Source organism: Micromonospora sp. CPCC 205546, from assembly GCF_036902715.1.
In the GTDB taxonomy this organism is placed as follows: domain Bacteria; phylum Actinomycetota; class Actinomycetes; order Mycobacteriales; family Micromonosporaceae; genus Micromonospora.
Genome location: NZ_JBAKHL010000038.1, coordinates 1 through 15,460, shown reverse-complemented (window position 1 = coordinate 15,460; position 15,460 = coordinate 1). Strand labels below are relative to the sequence as shown.

At 76.3% G+C, this 15,460-nt stretch carries 16 protein-coding genes and 1 pseudogene; 10 read left to right on the top strand and 7 right to left on the bottom strand.

Features of this window, described 5'->3' with window-relative positions:
* The first annotated feature begins 4 nt into the window (after nt 1–4).
* Both V6U77_RS18475 and V6U77_RS18470 read left to right on the top strand, forming a co-directional pair.
* Nucleotides 5–745 (top strand): GAF and ANTAR domain-containing protein, encoded by a 741-nt coding sequence (locus tag V6U77_RS18475; RefSeq protein WP_334607585.1) that lies wholly within the window; start codon nt 5–7, stop codon nt 743–745.
* A 130-nt stretch (nt 746–875) separates the two neighbouring features.
* The gene (locus tag V6U77_RS18470) at nt 876–1,379 is read left to right on the top strand and encodes a DUF2231 domain-containing protein (RefSeq protein WP_334607584.1); all 504 of its coding nucleotides are present in this window, start codon (nt 876–878) and stop codon (nt 1,377–1,379) included.
* Nucleotides 1,380–1,427: 48 nt separating this feature from the next.
* Here V6U77_RS18470 and V6U77_RS18465 read toward each other — a convergent pair whose 3' ends face one another.
* Complete coding sequence (locus V6U77_RS18465; protein WP_334607583.1) at nt 1,428–2,387, bottom strand: DUF3500 domain-containing protein; 960 nt, start codon at nt 2,385–2,387, stop codon at nt 1,428–1,430.
* Between the two features lie 253 nt (nt 2,388–2,640).
* Nucleotides 2,641–2,994, bottom strand: coding sequence for an ankyrin repeat domain-containing protein (locus V6U77_RS18460; protein WP_442934457.1), 354 nt, complete (start codon nt 2,992–2,994; stop codon nt 2,641–2,643).
* A 108-nt stretch (nt 2,995–3,102) separates the two neighbouring features.
* Between V6U77_RS18460 and V6U77_RS18455 the strand changes: the two genes are divergently transcribed.
* The 6 genes from V6U77_RS18455 (at nt 3,103) to V6U77_RS18430 (ending at nt 7,584) form a co-directional block, all read left to right on the top strand.
* A complete protein-coding gene (locus tag V6U77_RS18455; RefSeq protein ID WP_334607581.1) occupies nt 3,103–3,480 on the top strand; it encodes a signal peptidase I in 378 nt (125 codons plus the stop codon).
* A 515-nt stretch (nt 3,481–3,995) separates the two neighbouring features.
* Entirely contained in the window at nt 3,996–4,598 is a 603-nt protein-coding gene (locus tag V6U77_RS18450; RefSeq protein WP_334607580.1) for a winged helix-turn-helix domain-containing protein, read from the top strand.
* A 108-nt stretch (nt 4,599–4,706) separates the two neighbouring features.
* The gene (locus V6U77_RS18445; protein WP_334607579.1) at nt 4,707–5,345 is read left to right on the top strand and encodes a uridine kinase; all 639 of its coding nucleotides are present in this window, start codon (nt 4,707–4,709) and stop codon (nt 5,343–5,345) included.
* A gap of 160 nt (nt 5,346–5,505) precedes the next feature.
* Entirely contained in the window at nt 5,506–5,904 is a 399-nt protein-coding gene (locus tag V6U77_RS18440) for a TraR/DksA family transcriptional regulator (RefSeq protein ID WP_334607578.1), read from the top strand.
* Between the two features lie 48 nt (nt 5,905–5,952).
* Nucleotides 5,953–6,825 (top strand): DUF72 domain-containing protein, encoded by an 873-nt coding sequence (locus tag V6U77_RS18435; RefSeq protein WP_334607577.1) that lies wholly within the window; start codon nt 5,953–5,955, stop codon nt 6,823–6,825.
* A gap of 330 nt (nt 6,826–7,155) precedes the next feature.
* Nucleotides 7,156–7,584 carry a DUF2267 domain-containing protein gene (locus V6U77_RS18430; protein WP_334607576.1) on the top strand — a complete coding sequence of 143 codons (429 nt, stop codon included), beginning with the start codon at nt 7,156–7,158 and terminating at the stop codon, nt 7,582–7,584.
* Here the strand turns inward: V6U77_RS18430 and V6U77_RS18425 are convergent.
* Both V6U77_RS18425 and V6U77_RS18420 read right to left on the bottom strand, forming a co-directional pair.
* The gene (locus V6U77_RS18425; protein WP_334607575.1) at nt 7,574–8,446 is read right to left on the bottom strand and encodes a DUF72 domain-containing protein; all 873 of its coding nucleotides are present in this window, start codon (nt 8,444–8,446) and stop codon (nt 7,574–7,576) included. The genes V6U77_RS18430 and V6U77_RS18425 overlap by 11 nt on opposite strands.
* A 9-nt stretch (nt 8,447–8,455) precedes the next feature.
* Nucleotides 8,456–9,232 (bottom strand): PIG-L deacetylase family protein, encoded by a 777-nt coding sequence (locus V6U77_RS18420; protein ID WP_334607574.1) that lies wholly within the window; start codon nt 9,230–9,232, stop codon nt 8,456–8,458.
* Nucleotides 9,233–9,429: 197 nt separating this feature from the next.
* Here V6U77_RS18420 and V6U77_RS18415 point away from each other — a divergent pair, with 197 nt between their 5' ends.
* Together V6U77_RS18415 and V6U77_RS18410 are read left to right on the top strand one after the other, a co-directional pair.
* Nucleotides 9,430–9,717, top strand: a complete 288-nt coding sequence (locus tag V6U77_RS18415; protein WP_334607573.1) for a hypothetical protein — start codon at nt 9,430–9,432, stop codon at nt 9,715–9,717.
* Between the two features lie 9 nt (nt 9,718–9,726).
* A complete protein-coding gene (locus tag V6U77_RS18410) occupies nt 9,727–10,995 on the top strand; it encodes a cupin domain-containing protein (RefSeq protein WP_334607572.1) in 1,269 nt (422 codons plus the stop codon).
* Nucleotides 10,996–11,065: 70 nt separating this feature from the next.
* On the opposite strand, the gene V6U77_RS18405 is transcribed toward V6U77_RS18410, so the two are convergent.
* The 3 genes and pseudogenes from V6U77_RS18405 to V6U77_RS18395 all read right to left on the bottom strand — a co-directional run.
* Complete coding sequence (locus V6U77_RS18405; protein ID WP_334607571.1) at nt 11,066–11,731, bottom strand: hypothetical protein; 666 nt, start codon at nt 11,729–11,731, stop codon at nt 11,066–11,068.
* On the bottom strand, nt 11,728–14,400 hold the full coding sequence (locus V6U77_RS18400) for an FtsK/SpoIIIE domain-containing protein (protein WP_334607570.1): 2,673 nt from the start codon (nt 14,398–14,400) through the stop codon (nt 11,728–11,730). Before V6U77_RS18400 ends, V6U77_RS18405 begins: the two co-directional genes overlap by 4 nt.
* A gap of 227 nt (nt 14,401–14,627) precedes the next feature.
* Nucleotides 14,628–15,460, bottom strand: a pseudogene (locus V6U77_RS18395) (hypothetical protein); the annotation flags it as partial.

Sequence of the window (15,460 nt, the reverse complement as noted above, 5' to 3'; positions counted from 1 at the left end):
AACGGTGAACCTGGAGATGTGGGACCCGGCGGTGGAGCGGCTCGGCGTCCTGGAGACCGCCGCCCTGCTGCGCGAGCTGACGGCCGCGCTGATCGCGCTCGAGGACTTCGACGAGGCGCTGGACGCGCTGGTACGCACCGCCCGCGACGCGGTGGCCGGCGTGAGCTGGTGCGGTTTCACCGCCCTGCGCGCCGGCGAACCGGCCGGGGTGGCGGCCTCCGACGCGCGCCTGGCGGGCCTGGACGACCTGCGGCACGGCCCCGACTCGCCGGCGATGGACGCGATCCGGCGGCGGGAGCTGACCCTCTCCGACCGGTTGGACCGCGAGGAGCGCTGGCCGACCTGGACGCCGCGGGCGCGGGATCTGGGCGTGCACGGGGTGATCTCCGCGCCGGTCGACGTCGATGAGCAGGTGATCGGGTCGATCAACCTCTACGCCGGCACGGCCGACGTGCTCACCACCGGGCACCAGCTCACCGCGATGCTGCTCGCCGAGCATGCCGGGCTGCTGCTCGCGGCGGTCCGTGACCGGGCGCGCCGGGCCGCCGAGGCCGGGGAGCTGGCCCCGTCGGCGCTCGGCGACGGCGTGATCGGGCAGGCGATCGGCGTGATCATGACCCAGCGCGGCTGCCCGGCCGAGGAGGCGCTCGACGTGCTGCGCAGCGCGGCGTCGTCACTGGAGATCCCGCTCCGGCAGGTGGCCGACCGGCTGGTGGCCACCGTCTCGCGGCCCCGCGACAACTGAACCCTCCGGGGCCGCCGTGGCCACTGGCACGGCCGGGAGCTGCGGGGCTGGCGGGCCGCGTGTCGTTTCGGCGTGTCGGCACGCGGGTAGCACCCTGGACTGGTGACGCGTGCCGACCTGGGGAGGAACCATGCAGAGCCGGCTGAGGGTGCACGGGCACCCGATCCAACCGATGCTGGTGACGTTCCCGTTCGGGCTCTTCGTGAGCGCGACCGTGTTCGACCTGACCGACGTGCTCGGCGGGCCGGCCTTCCTCGGCGAGGTGGGCTACTGGACGGCCGTGGCGGCCCTCGTCGCCGCCGCGCTGACCGCCGTGGCCGGCATGATCGACCTGTGGGACGTGCCGGTCGACCGGACCAGGCGCACGGCGGTCACCTTCAACCTGGTGAACGTGGCGATGGCCGCGCTGTTCCTGGTCTCCTGCCTCGTCCGCGCGGAATCGCCGCAGCGGGGCGCCTCCGTCGTGCTGCTGCTCACCGAGCTGGTGGCCCTGGGCGTCGGCGCGGTCGGCGTCGCGCTGGGCGCCCGCCTGGTGCGCCGCTTCGACGCCGGCCGCCGGGCCGAGCCCACCACCTTCGACGCCCTGAGCGGCGCCCCCGACTCCACCGTCGACCTGGCCCGCCCCCGCCCCTGACCGCCCGCCCCTCGCCGGTTAGCGGCGGGCGGGGCGGGTGTGGGGCAGTCAGGGGGTGGGGTGGTGGGATTCGGCGTGGTGGGCGGCGAGCACGTCCGCGCCGAAGTCGCTGGCCGGGCGGCGCAGGACGGTGTGCGCGTGGTTGCCGTCGTCGGTGGTGTTGTCGTACTCGATGAGCAGGTCGTCGCCCTGCACCCGGTAGTAGTGGCGCCGGCCGGGCTCGGTCGGGCCCGCCCAGGCGAAGTGCAGCCGCCCGGAGTCCAGCCGGCGCGCCTCCCGGATCGCCAGCTCGGGTGGGAGTCGGTCCAGGTAGAGCGCCACGAGCTGGTCGAGCATGGCCCGCCCGGTCGGCCCGAGCCGGTCGGCGGGCACCCCGAGCGGCTCCAGCGGCCCGTCGACCCGGGGGCGGGTGGCGCTGATGATGTCCCCGGGCGCCTCGTCGGCGACGATCGCGGCGGACCGGCCGGCCGGGCCCATCGCGTCGAGCAGGGCGCGGGCCAGGTCCTCCTCCACCGCGAGCGGCCGGGACACCGGGCGGCCGGCGTACCGGACGGTGGCCGGGTTGGCGCCGAGGAAGATCGGTGCGGGGGAGACCTGGTCGGCCACCACGGTCATGCTGACCGATAGGTGGTGGCCCTCCAGGCGCCACGCCCAGGCGTCGTCGCGGGCCGGATCGCCGAAGACGGCCACCCAGTAGTCGCCGCTGTGCCGGCCCCGACGCCATCCCTCCGCCCGGTCCAGCACCTCCTCCAGTGCGACGATCGCCATCGCCTGCGCGTACGCCGGTGGACTCAGCGCGGTGGCCAGCAGCCGGTGTGCGGCCTTGCGCCCGGCGCGGTCGAGGTCGGCCAGGCAGACCCCGGGCCGGGGTCGCGGCCGGTACTCCAGCCAACGGCGGGCCGGATCGTCGTCGAACCGGTGGACGGCCTGGGCGCGCGCGGGTTCGTCCAGCGCGGCGAGCAACGCCGTGGCGGCGGTGCGCATCTGTTCGGGCAGCGGATCCTCCACCGGACCTGTATACCGGGCGCCGGTCGGATCCGCGGCGCGGCGCGGCCGGTGGGTGGGGGCGATCCCGTGTCGGGCGTCGACGCGGCCCGTCCGCGCGTCGCAACCGTGCGGCCTGGTGCGTCGGGGCGTCGCAACCGTGCGGCCCGGTGCGTCGGGTGCCGGGTGTCGTGACCCTCCCTTCAGGGCGCCGGAATGGTGGTCGACGGGGCCCTGACGGCCTGGCGGTCGGCCCGGACGGGTGCCGGCCTCGTGGTCAGCCGGTCGGTGCGGTCAGCAGCGCGAGCATGTCGGGCAGGTCGAAGAAGCGGGCGGTCTCCACCGCCGACGGGCTGCCGTGGTGCGGGTCGGCCCCGGCGGCGAGCAGTGCCCGGACGGCCTCGGTGCTGCTGCGGAAGGTGGCGGCGGCCAGCGCCGTCTGGCCGCGGTCGTTGGTGCGGGAGTGGTCGGCGCCGCGGGCGAGAAGGGCGGCGACGGTGTCGGGTCGGGCGTGGTACGCCGCCAGGATCAGCAGGGTGTCGCCCTTGTCGTTGGTCATGTCGACGGGCAGCCCCGCGTCGACGTAGTCGGCCAGTTCGGCGGTGACGCCGTCGCGCGCCAGGTCGAACATCCGGTGCGCGAACGCCAGCGTCTCGGCGTCGAGTTCCTCACTCACCGGTCCAGGTTAGTCGGAGGCCGGCCTGGTACGTTGCTCGGCCGGCGGGCCGGGGAGGGGTCGATGGACGACAGGGTGTACGTGGGCAACGCGGGCGTGGACGGGGCGACGAACGCGGGCTGGCTGCTCGGCCACTTCATGCCGTCGCACGACGCCCGGCACAGCGCCGACGTCGAGGTGAAGTGGGGTGTCCATCCGGCGGGGGAGGCCCGTTCCCGGTGGGCCACGGGTGAGCGACGGACTGCCCTGCTGGTGCTGGTCAGCGGCCGGTTCCGGGTCGAGTTGCCGGACCGGACCGTGGTGCTGGGCGAGCCCGGCGACTACGTGGTGTGGGGGCGGGGCGTGGACCACTCCTGGTACGCCGAGCGCGAGTCGGTCGTGCTGACGGTGCGCTGGCCGTCGGTTCCCGGCTACCGGGTGGCGCCGCCGGTCCGCCGCTGACCGCCCGTGCGCCGCGGCGGCGTCCCAGGCCCTGGAACTGCCCGCGGGTCGTCCACCAGGGCGCCCGCGTGGTCCCGCTGACCCGCATCGTGACGAGGCCCGCGTCGAGATCGAGCGCATCCGCTGACGGCGCCACCCGCGCGGCGTGCCCGGACCCGGGCGCGCCGCGCCGCCGCGTCGGGGATCGGACCGTCCCGTCCCCGGTACGCCGCGCGCCGCCCGGTCGGCAGCCCGTGCCGCCGCGCCGCACGAGCGTGATCCGCGTTCACCCACCGGGACGCCCACCCGCGCCGAGCACCGCGAACCGGGCGGGCACCCCACTAACCGGGCAACTCGACGGCTCTGCTGTAATCATCAGGCTTCGTACGCAGAGCGAGCATTCGGCTCCGATGCGTTCGTCAATTGTCACATTCATGCAACGCAGCCGCCCCTTGACCCTCGCTCGGGCGCCGGGAAGCATCGATGGAGCGGCGTCCCGGGCCGCGGGGAGATACCCGGATCAGCCAAGGAGGACCATGTCGGTCAGCCCCGCCTCGTCGCGCGCCGGATGGCATACGTCCCAGCCCGCTGTTCCCGGTCGTCCCCCGGGGGGCCAGCGGCGCCCCGCCAACACCGTCGCACCGATGCTCACGGTGACCCTGAACATCCCGCTGGCATCCGAGGAGTCGCTGACCCCGCCCGCGCGGCGGCTGCTGGAGGCCGCCCGGGAGATGCTGGAACGCGGCGAGGGCACCGTCATCACCGCGACCGTCGACCGCCGCCCCGACCCGGTGCCCGCCGGGCGCTCGCCGTCGCGCCCGGTCGCCGCCACCATCCCCACCCTGCACATCCTCGCCTCGTCCCGCTCGGTGCTGCGCGACGGCGAGCCGTTGCCGCTGACCCGGCTGGAGTTCGACCTGCTGCTGCACCTCGTCGTCCACCCCCGCCGGGTGTTCACCCGGTTGCAGCTGCTCAACGCGGTCTGGGGCTACGAGCACGCCGGTGTGCGCACCGTGGACGTGCACGTGCGCCGGCTGCGCGGCAAGGTCGGCGTCGACGTCCCGCTGGTCACCACCGTCTACGGCGTCGGCTACCGGCTCGCCGACGACGCCCACGTCACCATCGACCGCAGCGGCTGACGGCCGAGCGTGCGCGGCCGCGGCACCCGGGGGTCACGGGCGCCCAGTGCACCCGGTGCCCTGCCCGCGCGGGCCCGTCCGTGGCGGGCGGCGGGGCACCATGGTCGGATGCGCATCCGACCCATCTCCCCGCAGCTGCTCGTCGCCGAACTGGCCGCGCGCCTCGCCGGCGCCGACGTCCCCGGCCGGCTGCGGGTGGCCGTGGACGGCGCCCCGGCGGCCGGCCCGGACGAACTCGCCGCCGCGCTGGTCGACCCGCTGCGCGCGCTCGGCCGGCCCGCCCTGCACGTACGCGCCGTCGACTTCCTCCGCCCCGCCTCGGTGCGCCTCGAGTTCGGCCGGACCAACCCCGACGCGTTCTACGAGGGCTGGGTCGACGAGCCGGGGCTGCGCCGGGAGGCGCTCGACCCGGCCGGGCCCGGCGGCTCGGGGCGGGTGCTGCCGTCGCTGTGGGACGCCACCGCCGACCGGGCCAGCCGCGCCGCGTACGTCGACCTGCCGCCCGGGGGCGTCCTGCTGGTCAGCGGTTCGCTGCTGCTCGGCGGGGGCCTGCCCTTCGACGTCACCGTCCACCTGGCGCTCTCCCCCGCGGCCCTGGTCCGGCGCACCGACCCGTCGCAGCGGTGGACGCTGCCCGCCTTCGCCCGGTACGCCGACGAGGTCGCCCCGGCCTCCTTCGCGGACGTCGTGGTCCGCGCCGACGATCCCCGGCACCCGGCCCTGGTGGAGTCCCCGGTGTCGCCCTGATGCCGGGACGCGGCGAAAAATCGTCGGTTTGAGCGTCGGCCCGCCGGGGTATTCGCCCGGCTCACAGAGCGCGGGTGATCCGCCCGCGCACAGACCACCACGGGGCTGGGCGCACGTACCGGTGCCCCGGCGGATTTTCAGGCCAGAAAGGCAGGCAGCGATGCTCGTCCACGACACGATCGGTACGGGCCGGTCCCAGACGGAGATCGACCAGATCCGGCGCTCCCTGCAGGCCCGCTACGACGAGCTGTCCGCGGAGTACGAGCAGGCGGTGCTGCAGAGCCAGGTGCTGCGGCTGGTGGAGGTCGGCGACACCGCCGGCGACGACCAGGCCGACAGCGGCACCAAGACGGCGGAGCGGGACACCGCGCAGTCCCTGCTGCGGACCATCCTCGACCGCCGCGCCCAGTACGAGCACGCGCTGACCCGGCTGGAGGAGGGCACCTACGGCTTCTGCGAGGGCTGCACCTCGGCCATCCCCGTCGAGCGGCTGGAGATCTTCCCCTCCGCCACCACCTGCGTGCAGTGCAAGCAGAACCGGGAGCGCCGGGCGGCCTGACCCGTGCCAGCGGCTGCCGGTCGGACCAGAACGCGGTGAGGCCGACCGATGGGTGAGATCAAGGTCGGCACCGCCTCCTGGACCGACCGGACGCTGCTGGACTCCGGCTGGTACCCGCAGACGGCCGACACCCCGCAGAAGCGGCTGGCGTACTACGCCCGCCGGTTCCCGCTGGTCGAGGTGGACGCCACCTACTACTCGCCGCCCGCGGAACGGACGGCGAGGTTGTGGGCGGAGCGCACCCCGGCCGGCTTCACCTTCAACGTCAAGGCGTTCAGCCTGCTCACCGGGCACCCGACCCGGCCGGGCGCGCTCTACAAGGACCTCCGACCGGACACGGACAAGAAGAACCTGTATCCGGACGACCTGCCGCCGCAGGCGTACGAGGAGGTCTGGACGCGGTTCCTCTCCGCGCTGGACCCGCTGGTGGAGGCGGGGCGGCTCGGCGCGCTGCTGTTCCAGTTCCCGCCCTGGTTCACCATCAAGCGGGACAACAAGCAGTACCTGCTGGAGGTGGCGAAGCGCTGCGCCCCGCTGCGTCCCGTCTACGAGTTCCGCCACGCCTCCTGGTTCGACGGCGACAACGCCGGGGAGACCCTCGCCTTCCTGCGCGAGCACCGGCTGGCGTACGTCTGCGTGGACATGCCGCAGGGGCACCGCTCGTCGGTGCCCCCGGTGCTGGCCGCCACCGCGGACCTCGCGGTGGTCCGCTTCCACGGGCACAGCGACAAGTGGACCAGCCGGGACATCCACGAGAAGTTCGGCTACCGCTACTCCGAGAAGGAGCTGCGCGACTGGGCGCCGAAGCTGCGTGAGCTGGCCGCGTCCACCGCCGAGACCCACGTGCTCATGAACAACTGCTACCGCGACTTCGCGCAGACCAACGCCGCCACCCTCGCCGGGCTGCTCGACGCCGACTGAGGAGGGGCCGCGCCCGCGCGCACAGGCGGCACCGCGCGTTCATCCCGTCCGGGTGAGGGCCGCTCACCCCGTCGCCGCGCAGCATGGACGGTGCGTGCGGTCGACCGTGGCCGTGGCACGCGACACCACGGAGGTGGCTGAAGATGACGGTTCGGGTGGTTGCGGGCCGACGGCCCGGCGCCGTGCTGCACGTCGTCGGCTCGTGCGCCGACTCCCGGTGGGCGCCGCGCCCCGCGCGGGTCGGCCCGACCCGGCAGCCGCGTGGCCCGGTGGGGCCGCCGCGACGTGACGACGACCGACGGTCAGAGACCGACGTACGGGGGTGGACAGATGGCTGAGCAGCTGCATTCCGCGTTCGAGTCCTCGATGGACAAGACCAACCTGATCCTCAAGGACATCGAGCAGGCCTACGGCTGGCCCAAGCAGCAACGCAACCAGTCCTACTGCGCGCTGCGCACCGTGCTGCACCTGCTGCGCGACCGGATGCCGGTGCAGGAGAGCGTGGAGTTCGCCGCGCAGTTGCCGGTGCTGGTGCGTGGGATCTACTTCGACGGCTGGAAGCCGTCCGACGTGCCGATCAAGCTCAACCGGGACGACTTCCTGCTGGAGGTCCGCCAGGGCTTCCCGTACGACGTGCAGGGCGGCCCGGAGCGCGTGGTGCAGGTGGTCCTGGACACCCTGCGCCGGCACGTGACCCAGGGCGAGTGGGACGACGTGAAGGCCACCATGCCCCGGGACCTGGCGAACATCATTCCCTGACCGGGCGCCCACGCACGACGGCCCGTCGCACCTCGGGTGGGGCGGGCCGCGTGTCGTCCGGGGCGGTGCCGCCCGGCGGCACGTCGCGACGGTCGTCGGGGGCCGGTGGCGGGCCGGGAGTCCGACCGACCGACCGGCCGGCCCGACGGGCGAGCGCCGCGAAGGCGGTCGCGTCGACGATGGCGGCGCCGCCGGGATCGTTGTTGAAGTAGACGTACGCGGGCTCGTCGTCGCCGAAGGCGTCGGCCAGCCGGCGCACCCAGGAGGCCAGGGAGGTGCGGCCGTAGCGGGGCCAGGGGGCGGCCCGCCCCTCGTGCAGGCGCAGGTAGCCGAAGTCGGCGGTGCGCCACCGGGGCGCGACGGGTCGGCCCCGCCGGTCGGCCCACACCAGCGCCGCGCCGCGGCGCTCCAGCACGGCGCGGGTGGCGTCGGTCCACCAGGACGGGTGCCGGGGCTCGACCGCGACCCGCACGTCGGCGGGGAAGAGCCGCAGGGTGGCGTCCAGCGCCGCCGGGTCGGCGGGCAGGTTGGGTGGCAGCTGCACCAGCACGGGGCCGAGGCGGTCGCCGAGCGCGGTGGCGCGGCCCAGGAAGCGGGCCACCGGCTCGGCCGGGTCGCGCAGCCGCTTGACGTGGGTCAGGTAGCGGCTCATCTTCACCGCCACGCAGAAGTCGTCCGGCGTACGGGCCCGCCAGGCGGCGAAGGTGTCGCGCTCGGGCAGCCGGTAGAAGGCGTTGTTGACCTCCACCGTCGCGAACTGCCCGGCGAAGTGCTCCAGCCAGAGCCGTTGCGGCAGCCCGGCCGGGTAGAAGCGGCCCCGCCAGTCGCGGTACTGCCATCCCGAGGTGCCGAGCAGGATCATCCGCCGTTCCTACCAGAGGTCGAAGTGGAAGACCTCGAAGGCGGCGCCGTGGCGTACGCCCAGCCGGGCGCCGACGGGGCGGCTCAGTCCTTCGAGGAACTCCTCGGCGTCGAAGCTGCCGTCGCCCAGCCCGGCCAGGTACGCGTCGTGCGCCCGCAGCGAGGCCACGCCCCGCGCGAAGGTGTCGGTGACGTCCACCCCGTGCGCGGCCAGGGGTGAGGAGGCGGCCCAGACCTGACGCACCCCGTTCCACGGCTCGACCCCGCCGACGAGCTGCTCCGGGAACACCCACCGGTTGCCCGCGTCGCGCACGGCGTCCAGCACCGCCCGGCCGGTGGCGATGTGGTCGGCCTGGTTCAGCGTGTAGGCGCCGTCCCAGGTGTCCCGGAAGTTGTTGGTGACGACGATCTCGGGGCGGTGCCGGCGGACGACCTCGGCCAGGGCGCGGCGCAGCGGCACGCCGTACTCCAGGACGCCGTCGGCAAGGCCGAGGAACTCCACGGTCTCCACCCCGACGAGGGCGGCGGACTCGCGTTGCTCCCGCTCCCGCACCTGCCGGGCCTGCGGGGGCGGCATGGCGTCGATGCCGGCCTCGCCGCTGGTGACGAGGCAGTAGCCGACCTGCTTGCCCTGCGCCGTCCAGCGGGCGACCGCGGCGGCGGCGCCGAACTCCATGTCGTCGGGGTGCGCCACGATCGCCAGCGCGCGCTGCCACTGCTCGTCCACCGGTTCCAGCGGGGGCGGAGCGGTCGCCTCGGTCATCGTCACCTCCTGCTCGAAACCCATCCTGTCACCGTCGGTGCCGTCGCGCCGCGCGGCGGCGCGCCTGACCTCCCGGTGGCTCGCACCGGGCACGACGAACCGCCGGTGTGAACCGCAACGGGCGTCTACGGTGTGGTTAGAGAAGATCGCGTGTGGGGTACCACCCGCTGCACGACGGACCCCGGCGTAACGGCGGGGCGGCACATCCCTAGGGAGCACCGATGGCACTCAACGACGACGACATGCAGACCACCAGCGGCGGCGGCCTCGAGGGCCCGGCCGACGGCGGCGCGACCCCGGGCCAGCAGGACGGTGGCGCCGACGGCGGTGCCGACCGCGGCGCCGAGCGCGGTGCGGACCAGGGCGCCGACCAGGGCGCGGAGGGCCCCGCCGACGGCGGCGCGACCCCGGGCCAGCAGGACGGCGGCGCCGACGGTGGCGCGGAGGGCCCCGCCGACGGCGGTGCCACTCCGGGCCAGCACGACGGTGGCGCCGACGGCAGCGCCTGACGGATCGCCATGACCGACATCGACCCGCCGGGCGGCGACTGCCGCCCGGCGGTGACGTCCGGGGCCGCCGCCGCGCTCGCCCGCTGCGTGTCGGTCGAGCCGGCCAAGTTCGCCGCCGCCCACTGGGGACGCACGCCACTGCTCTCCCGCGCCGACGAACTGCCCAACCGGGCCGGCTTCACCGACCTGCTCAGCCCCGCCGACGCCGACGAGCTGCTCAGCCGCCGCGGCCTGCGTACGCCCTTCCTGCGGATCGCCAAGGACGGCCAGCTCGTGCCGGCGGCGCGCTTCACCGGCGGCGGTGGCGCCGGCGCCGAGATCGGCGACCAGGTCCTCGACGAGCGGGTGCTGGAGCTGTACGCCGGCGGCGCCACCCTCGTCCTGCAGGGCCTGCACCGCACCTGGCCGGCCCTGACCGACTTCACCCGGGAGCTCGGCACCGCCGTCGGGCAGCCGTTGCAGGTCAACGCCTACCTGACCCCGGCCGGCAGCCAGGGCTTCGCCACCCACTACGACACCCACGACGTCTTCGTCCTGCAGGTCGACGGCCGCAAGCACTGGCGGATCCACCCGCCGGTGCTGCCCGACCCGCTGGAGAAGCAGCCGTGGGGCGGCCGGGCCGACGAGGTCGCCGCCACCGCCGACGGGCCCGCCGCGCTGGACGTGGTGCTCGCCCCCGGTGACGCGCTCTACCTGCCCCGCGGCTGGCTGCACAGCGCCCAGGCCCAGGAGTCCAGCTCGCTGCACCTGACCGTCGGCGTCCGGGCGCTGACCCGCTACGCCATGGTCGAGGAGCTGCTCGCCCTCGCCGCCGAGGACCAGCGGCTGCGCGCCACGCTGCCGTTCGGCACCGATGTGGCCGACCCGGACGCCATCGAGCCGGAGCTGACCGAGACGGTGGAGGCGCTGCGGGACTGGCTGCTGCGGGCCGACCCGGCGGCCGTCGCCGCCCGGCTGCGGCAGCGCGCCTGGCCCGCCGCCCGGCCCGCGCCCATCCGGCCCCTGGCCCAGGCCGCCGCGCTGGCGGCACTCGACGTCGACACCCGGCTGGCCCCGCGACCGGGCCTGCGCTGGCGGCTCACCCCACGCGGCGACCAGGTCGCGCTGGTGCTGTTCGACCGCACGATCACCCTGCCGGCGTCGTGCGCGCCGGCCGTGCACGCCCTGCTCGGCGCCGAGGCCGTCCGGGTCGGCGACCTGCCGGGCCTCGACGACGACGCCGACCGGCTCACCCTGGCCCGCCGCCTGCTGCGCGAGGCGGTGCTGGTCCCCGCCTGAGCGGCGGGGATGCCTCGTGCGCGCGGCGGGCGCGACGGCGGGGATGCCGGCGCCCCCGGCGCGGCACGGGTCAGCGGCCGGCGAGCAGCAGCGCGACGGTGGTGACGAGCCCGGCGACGAGCACGACGGTCATCGGTCGCGGGCCGAGCACGGCGTGCCGGCGGTCGGCGAGGACCTTCGCGGGCACGAGGCCGACCAGCGGGCCCAGCAGCGTCACCACCAGGGCCAGCACCGGCAGCCCGACGGCCAGCTCGCCGCCGTACCGGTCGCCGGCCGCCCGGGCCGCGCCGCCGAGGGCGTACGCGAGCACCGCGCCGGCCACCCCGCACAACGCCAGCAGCGGGTTCACCGAGCCCGGCAGGTCACCCGGCTGACGGGTGCGGTTGAGCAGGTCCCGCACCCCGGCCAGCAGCGGCGCCGGATCACCCGAGGCACCCGGCACCGGCGCCGGGGGGCCGCCTGCGCGGCGGCCCGAGCCACCGAGGCGACCGCGCAGCGCCTGCCACAGGTCGGCGACCTCGGCGTCCACCCGTTCCTGCTCCTCCCGGGCGTCCACCAGCTCCCGCTCCGCGCGCCGCAGCTCGGCCTCCGCCTCGGCCACCGCGCGCTCGGCCGCCGCGCACTGCTGGGCGTGCCAGGTGTGCGCCTCGGCCCGCTGGGCGCGCAGCCGCGCGCTCAGCTCGGCCAGCCGACGGATCTGGGCCGCGTACGACCCACTGGTCACCGGTTCGTTCATCGCGCCGGTCCGTACGGGATGATCACCTGACCGGTGCGGTGCACCGCCCGGTCGAAGAACAGCCCCCGCCAGGGGCGGGGATACCAGTCCGGGCCGCCGGTGCCCGGATACAGCGACGAGCCCAGCTCGCCGCCGTGCGCGTCCAGCGCCACCCAGGCGCCGATCTGGTCCGTCCGGGCGGCCGGCCCGCCCAGGTCGGCCCGCATCCGGGCGACACCCCGCCACCAGGCCAGCACGTGGGTGCGCCGCTCCGGTCCGTCGTGCAGGATCCGGCGCAGCTCCTCCAGCCCGGTGCGCCGGCCGATCCGCGCCGCCAACGCCCCGGCCGCCGCGTCGACGGCGAACAGCAGCAGGTAGTGCGGGGTGCCCGGCGCGCCGAGCCCCTCGGCGGCCTCGAGCATCAGCTCGCCGACGGTCTCCTCGTCGTACCAGGCGGCGTCGTCGGCGAGGTCCTCGTAGAGGGACCGGGCGGCCGGGTCGGCGTCCGGGTCGAGGCAGGCGATCGAGAACCGCGCCGTGCCGGGGCGGTGCTGGCGGGCCAGGGAGCGGGCCGCCGCGTCGAGCACCGCGCAGGCCTCGTCCACCCGGGTGCCGAGCACCGCCAGGTTGCGCCCGGGCGCCCGGGGCAGCCGCAGCGCCGCCGAGCGCGCCTGCACGTCGATGATCTCGCCGAGCAGCGCCACCGGCGTACGCGGGTGCCCCGTCTCCGGCGCGGTCAGCGCCCGGAAGTCCGGCGCGTCGGCGAGCCGGGGGATCGCGTCACCGTCGAAGAGCCGGGCCGGTGCGGCGTCCTGCGGGCGCATCCGCCACAGCCGGTGCTGCAACTCGCTCCACGTCTCCCAGTCGCTGGCCGACGGGATCCGGGCCACCTGGTTGCCCTCGGCCATGCCCGACTCCGCGTTGACGACCGCGTGGTGGCGCGGCAGGGACTGGGCGGCGTCGTTGCGCTCGGCGAGGATGCGCAGGGCCTTCGGCAGCGCGATGCGCAACGTGAACTGCGCGACCAGGGCCGGGCGGCCCCACAACGCCTCGATGCCGCGGACGTCCTGCGAGGCGAGCACCAGATGGATGCCCTGGGACCGGCCGCGCCGGGCCAGGTCCTCCAGCAGGTCGGCGGCCTCGCGGGCGACCACGTCCCGCCCGGCCAGCAGCATCTGGAACTCGTCGACCACCGCGACGATCCGCGGCCAGTGCCCCGTCGGGTCGACCGCGCGCAGCTCGGCGAGCTTGGTGACCTCGTGCTTCTTCGCGGCGTCGGCGCGCCGGCGCAGCTCCTCGGCGAGGAAGCGCAGCAGCGCCAGGCCGAACTCGCGGTCGGTGTTGACGTTGATCCCGACGAGGCGCATGTGCGGCAGCCAGCTCGGGTCGCGCCGGCCCTTGGCGAACCGGGCGAAGGACACGCCCTCCTTGAAGTCCAGCAGGTAGAACTCCAGCTCGGCGGGGGAGTAGCGGGCGGCCAGCGCGCCGATCCAGGCGAAGATCAGGTTCGTCTTGCCGGTGCCGGACGGGCCGCCGATCAGGGCGTGCGGCGGATAGTCGCCCAGGGTGAGCAGCACCGGCCGGCCGTGCGGGCCCTCGCCGATCGGGGCGGTGAGCCCGGTGGCGGAATCCTCCCGCCACATCTGCTCCACCGGCGGCAGCAGGTCGGTGAACGGGGTCGGGGCGGGCCCGGCGTTGACCCGCGCCGCCACCTCCCGGCAGGTCTCGGTCACCAGGACCGGTGGGGGCGGCGGGTCGAGGCGTACGGGCAGGCCGCCCGGCCCGCCGATCCGGGCGCCGTCGGTGTGCGCGCCCACCCGCGTCACGGTGGGATCCTCGGGCAGCGACACGCCCCGGACCACCAGGTGCACGCCGCAGGCCGCCCCGGTGCGGACCACCCGGTCGAGCTGGCCGCGCTCGTGCCGGGACAACTCGTCGCCGCCCAGCAGCACCGCCACCCGCCACGGCTCGGGCCGGCGACCGGTGGCGGCGGCCAGCTCGCGCAGCGAGCCGTACTCCCCGGCCAGCACCGTCTCGTTGATCCGGCGGATCTGCTCGACCAGGTCGTCGAGCAGGCGGGCCAGCCCGCCCGGGCCGACGAAGGTGAGCAGCCCGGCCGTGCCGAGCGGGGCGAACCCGGCCAGGCCGCCGCCCAGGTGCTCGGGGTCGTAGCCGACCAGCCGGACGGCGCCCGGATCGGCCCGCCCGACGCCGCGCAGCAGCAACGCCGACACCACCGCCTCGCAGCCCTCCCGGTCGTCCCCGGTCAGCTCGACGTGGCCGGCGTCGAGCAGCGGCACCAGGGCCGGCACCGGTTCGGCGCCGGGGATGCGTACCGTGCCGATGCGCAGCGCGCCCGGCGGTTCGGCGCGGCGGGTCGGGGTGGGCCGCCACCGGGACCAGTCCGCGGAGGCCGCCCCGGGGGCCTCCCGCTGCGCCGCGTCCGCCGCGCGCCGGGCCAGCTCCGCGATCCGCTCGGCGTGCCGGTCGTCGATCTCGGCCAGCCGGCGGTCGCGCTGCGCGCTCACCCGCTCCGGCACGACCGCCGCGGCGCGGCGGACCTTCGCCAGCCGCTCCCGGGCCGTGGTCAGCTCCGCCTGCGCGGTCGACAACCGGGTCCGGGTCGCGCCGAGGGCCTCGCCCAGCATGCCCCGGACCCGGACGACCAGCTGGCTGCGCCGGTCAGCCATCGACGCCCCGCCCGCGCGGCTGAGCGGTGCCGCCCGACGCGGACCGGCCCGAGGGCGGAGTCGACCAGACACGCCCCGCCGACCCGGGCCGCCCGGCGGCGGGCCCGTCGGCTGTGGCGCCCCGTCGGTCCGCCGGCCCGTCGGCGCCCGCCGAACGCTCCCGAGGCGGGCCCGACCGGTCGTGGCTCGGGCCGGGGCTGTCGTACGCCGGACCCGGCGGGTCGTACGCCTTCTCCGGCGCGTCGGCGCGGCCGGGGCGCGCCGCCCTCTCCCGCGCCGCGCTCGCCTGGTCGTGGGCCGCCGCCGCCCGGTCCCGCGCCGCCGCGACCCGTTCCCGCGCGGCGGCCACCCGGCCCTTCGCCTCGGCGGCGCGTCGCTGCCACCCGGCGTCGTCGGCCCGGTCGCGGGCGGTCTCCGCCTGCCGGTCCCGCTCGGCGGCGGCACGTCGATCCCGGGCGGTCTCGGCGTTGCGCGCCCGCTCGTCGTCGGTGGGCAGGTCCCGGCCCAGCCGGTCCAGCAGCACCCCGGTGAGCACCCCCGCGGTGACCGCCGGATCGGCGGCGTGCGGCTGCTCCGCCTCGCCGCGTCGCGGCGGGGGCATCCGGCAGATCCGGGTCAGCAGGGTGTCCAGCACCGCGGGCGGCAGGCCGGGCAGCAGGTCCCGCACCCGGCCGTCCAGCTCGCGGTGCAACCGGGCGAGGTCGTCGGCGCGCGGCGGATGACCGAGCAGCTCCCCGGCCAGGTCGCGCAGCAGCGGTGGGGCCACGGCGGCCAGGCCGAGGCCGACGTCGGCGTGCGCGCGCCGCAGCTCGCCGTGCAGCCGGTCACGGTCGCCGGCGCGGACCCCGCCGACGACCCGGCGCAGCAGCTCCCGGGCGTCGTCCACCTTCTCGTCGGGCTGCTCCGGCGGGCCCTCCCGGCCGCCGGTCAGCTCGGCCACCCGCACCGCCCACCAGCGACGGGGCGCCGCCTGGGCGGCCGGCTCCGGCGCCGCGGCCCCCGGCGCGGCCTCGCGTGGCGCGTCGTGCGCGGGCCGGCGCCGCTGCTCCTGCGGCCCCGG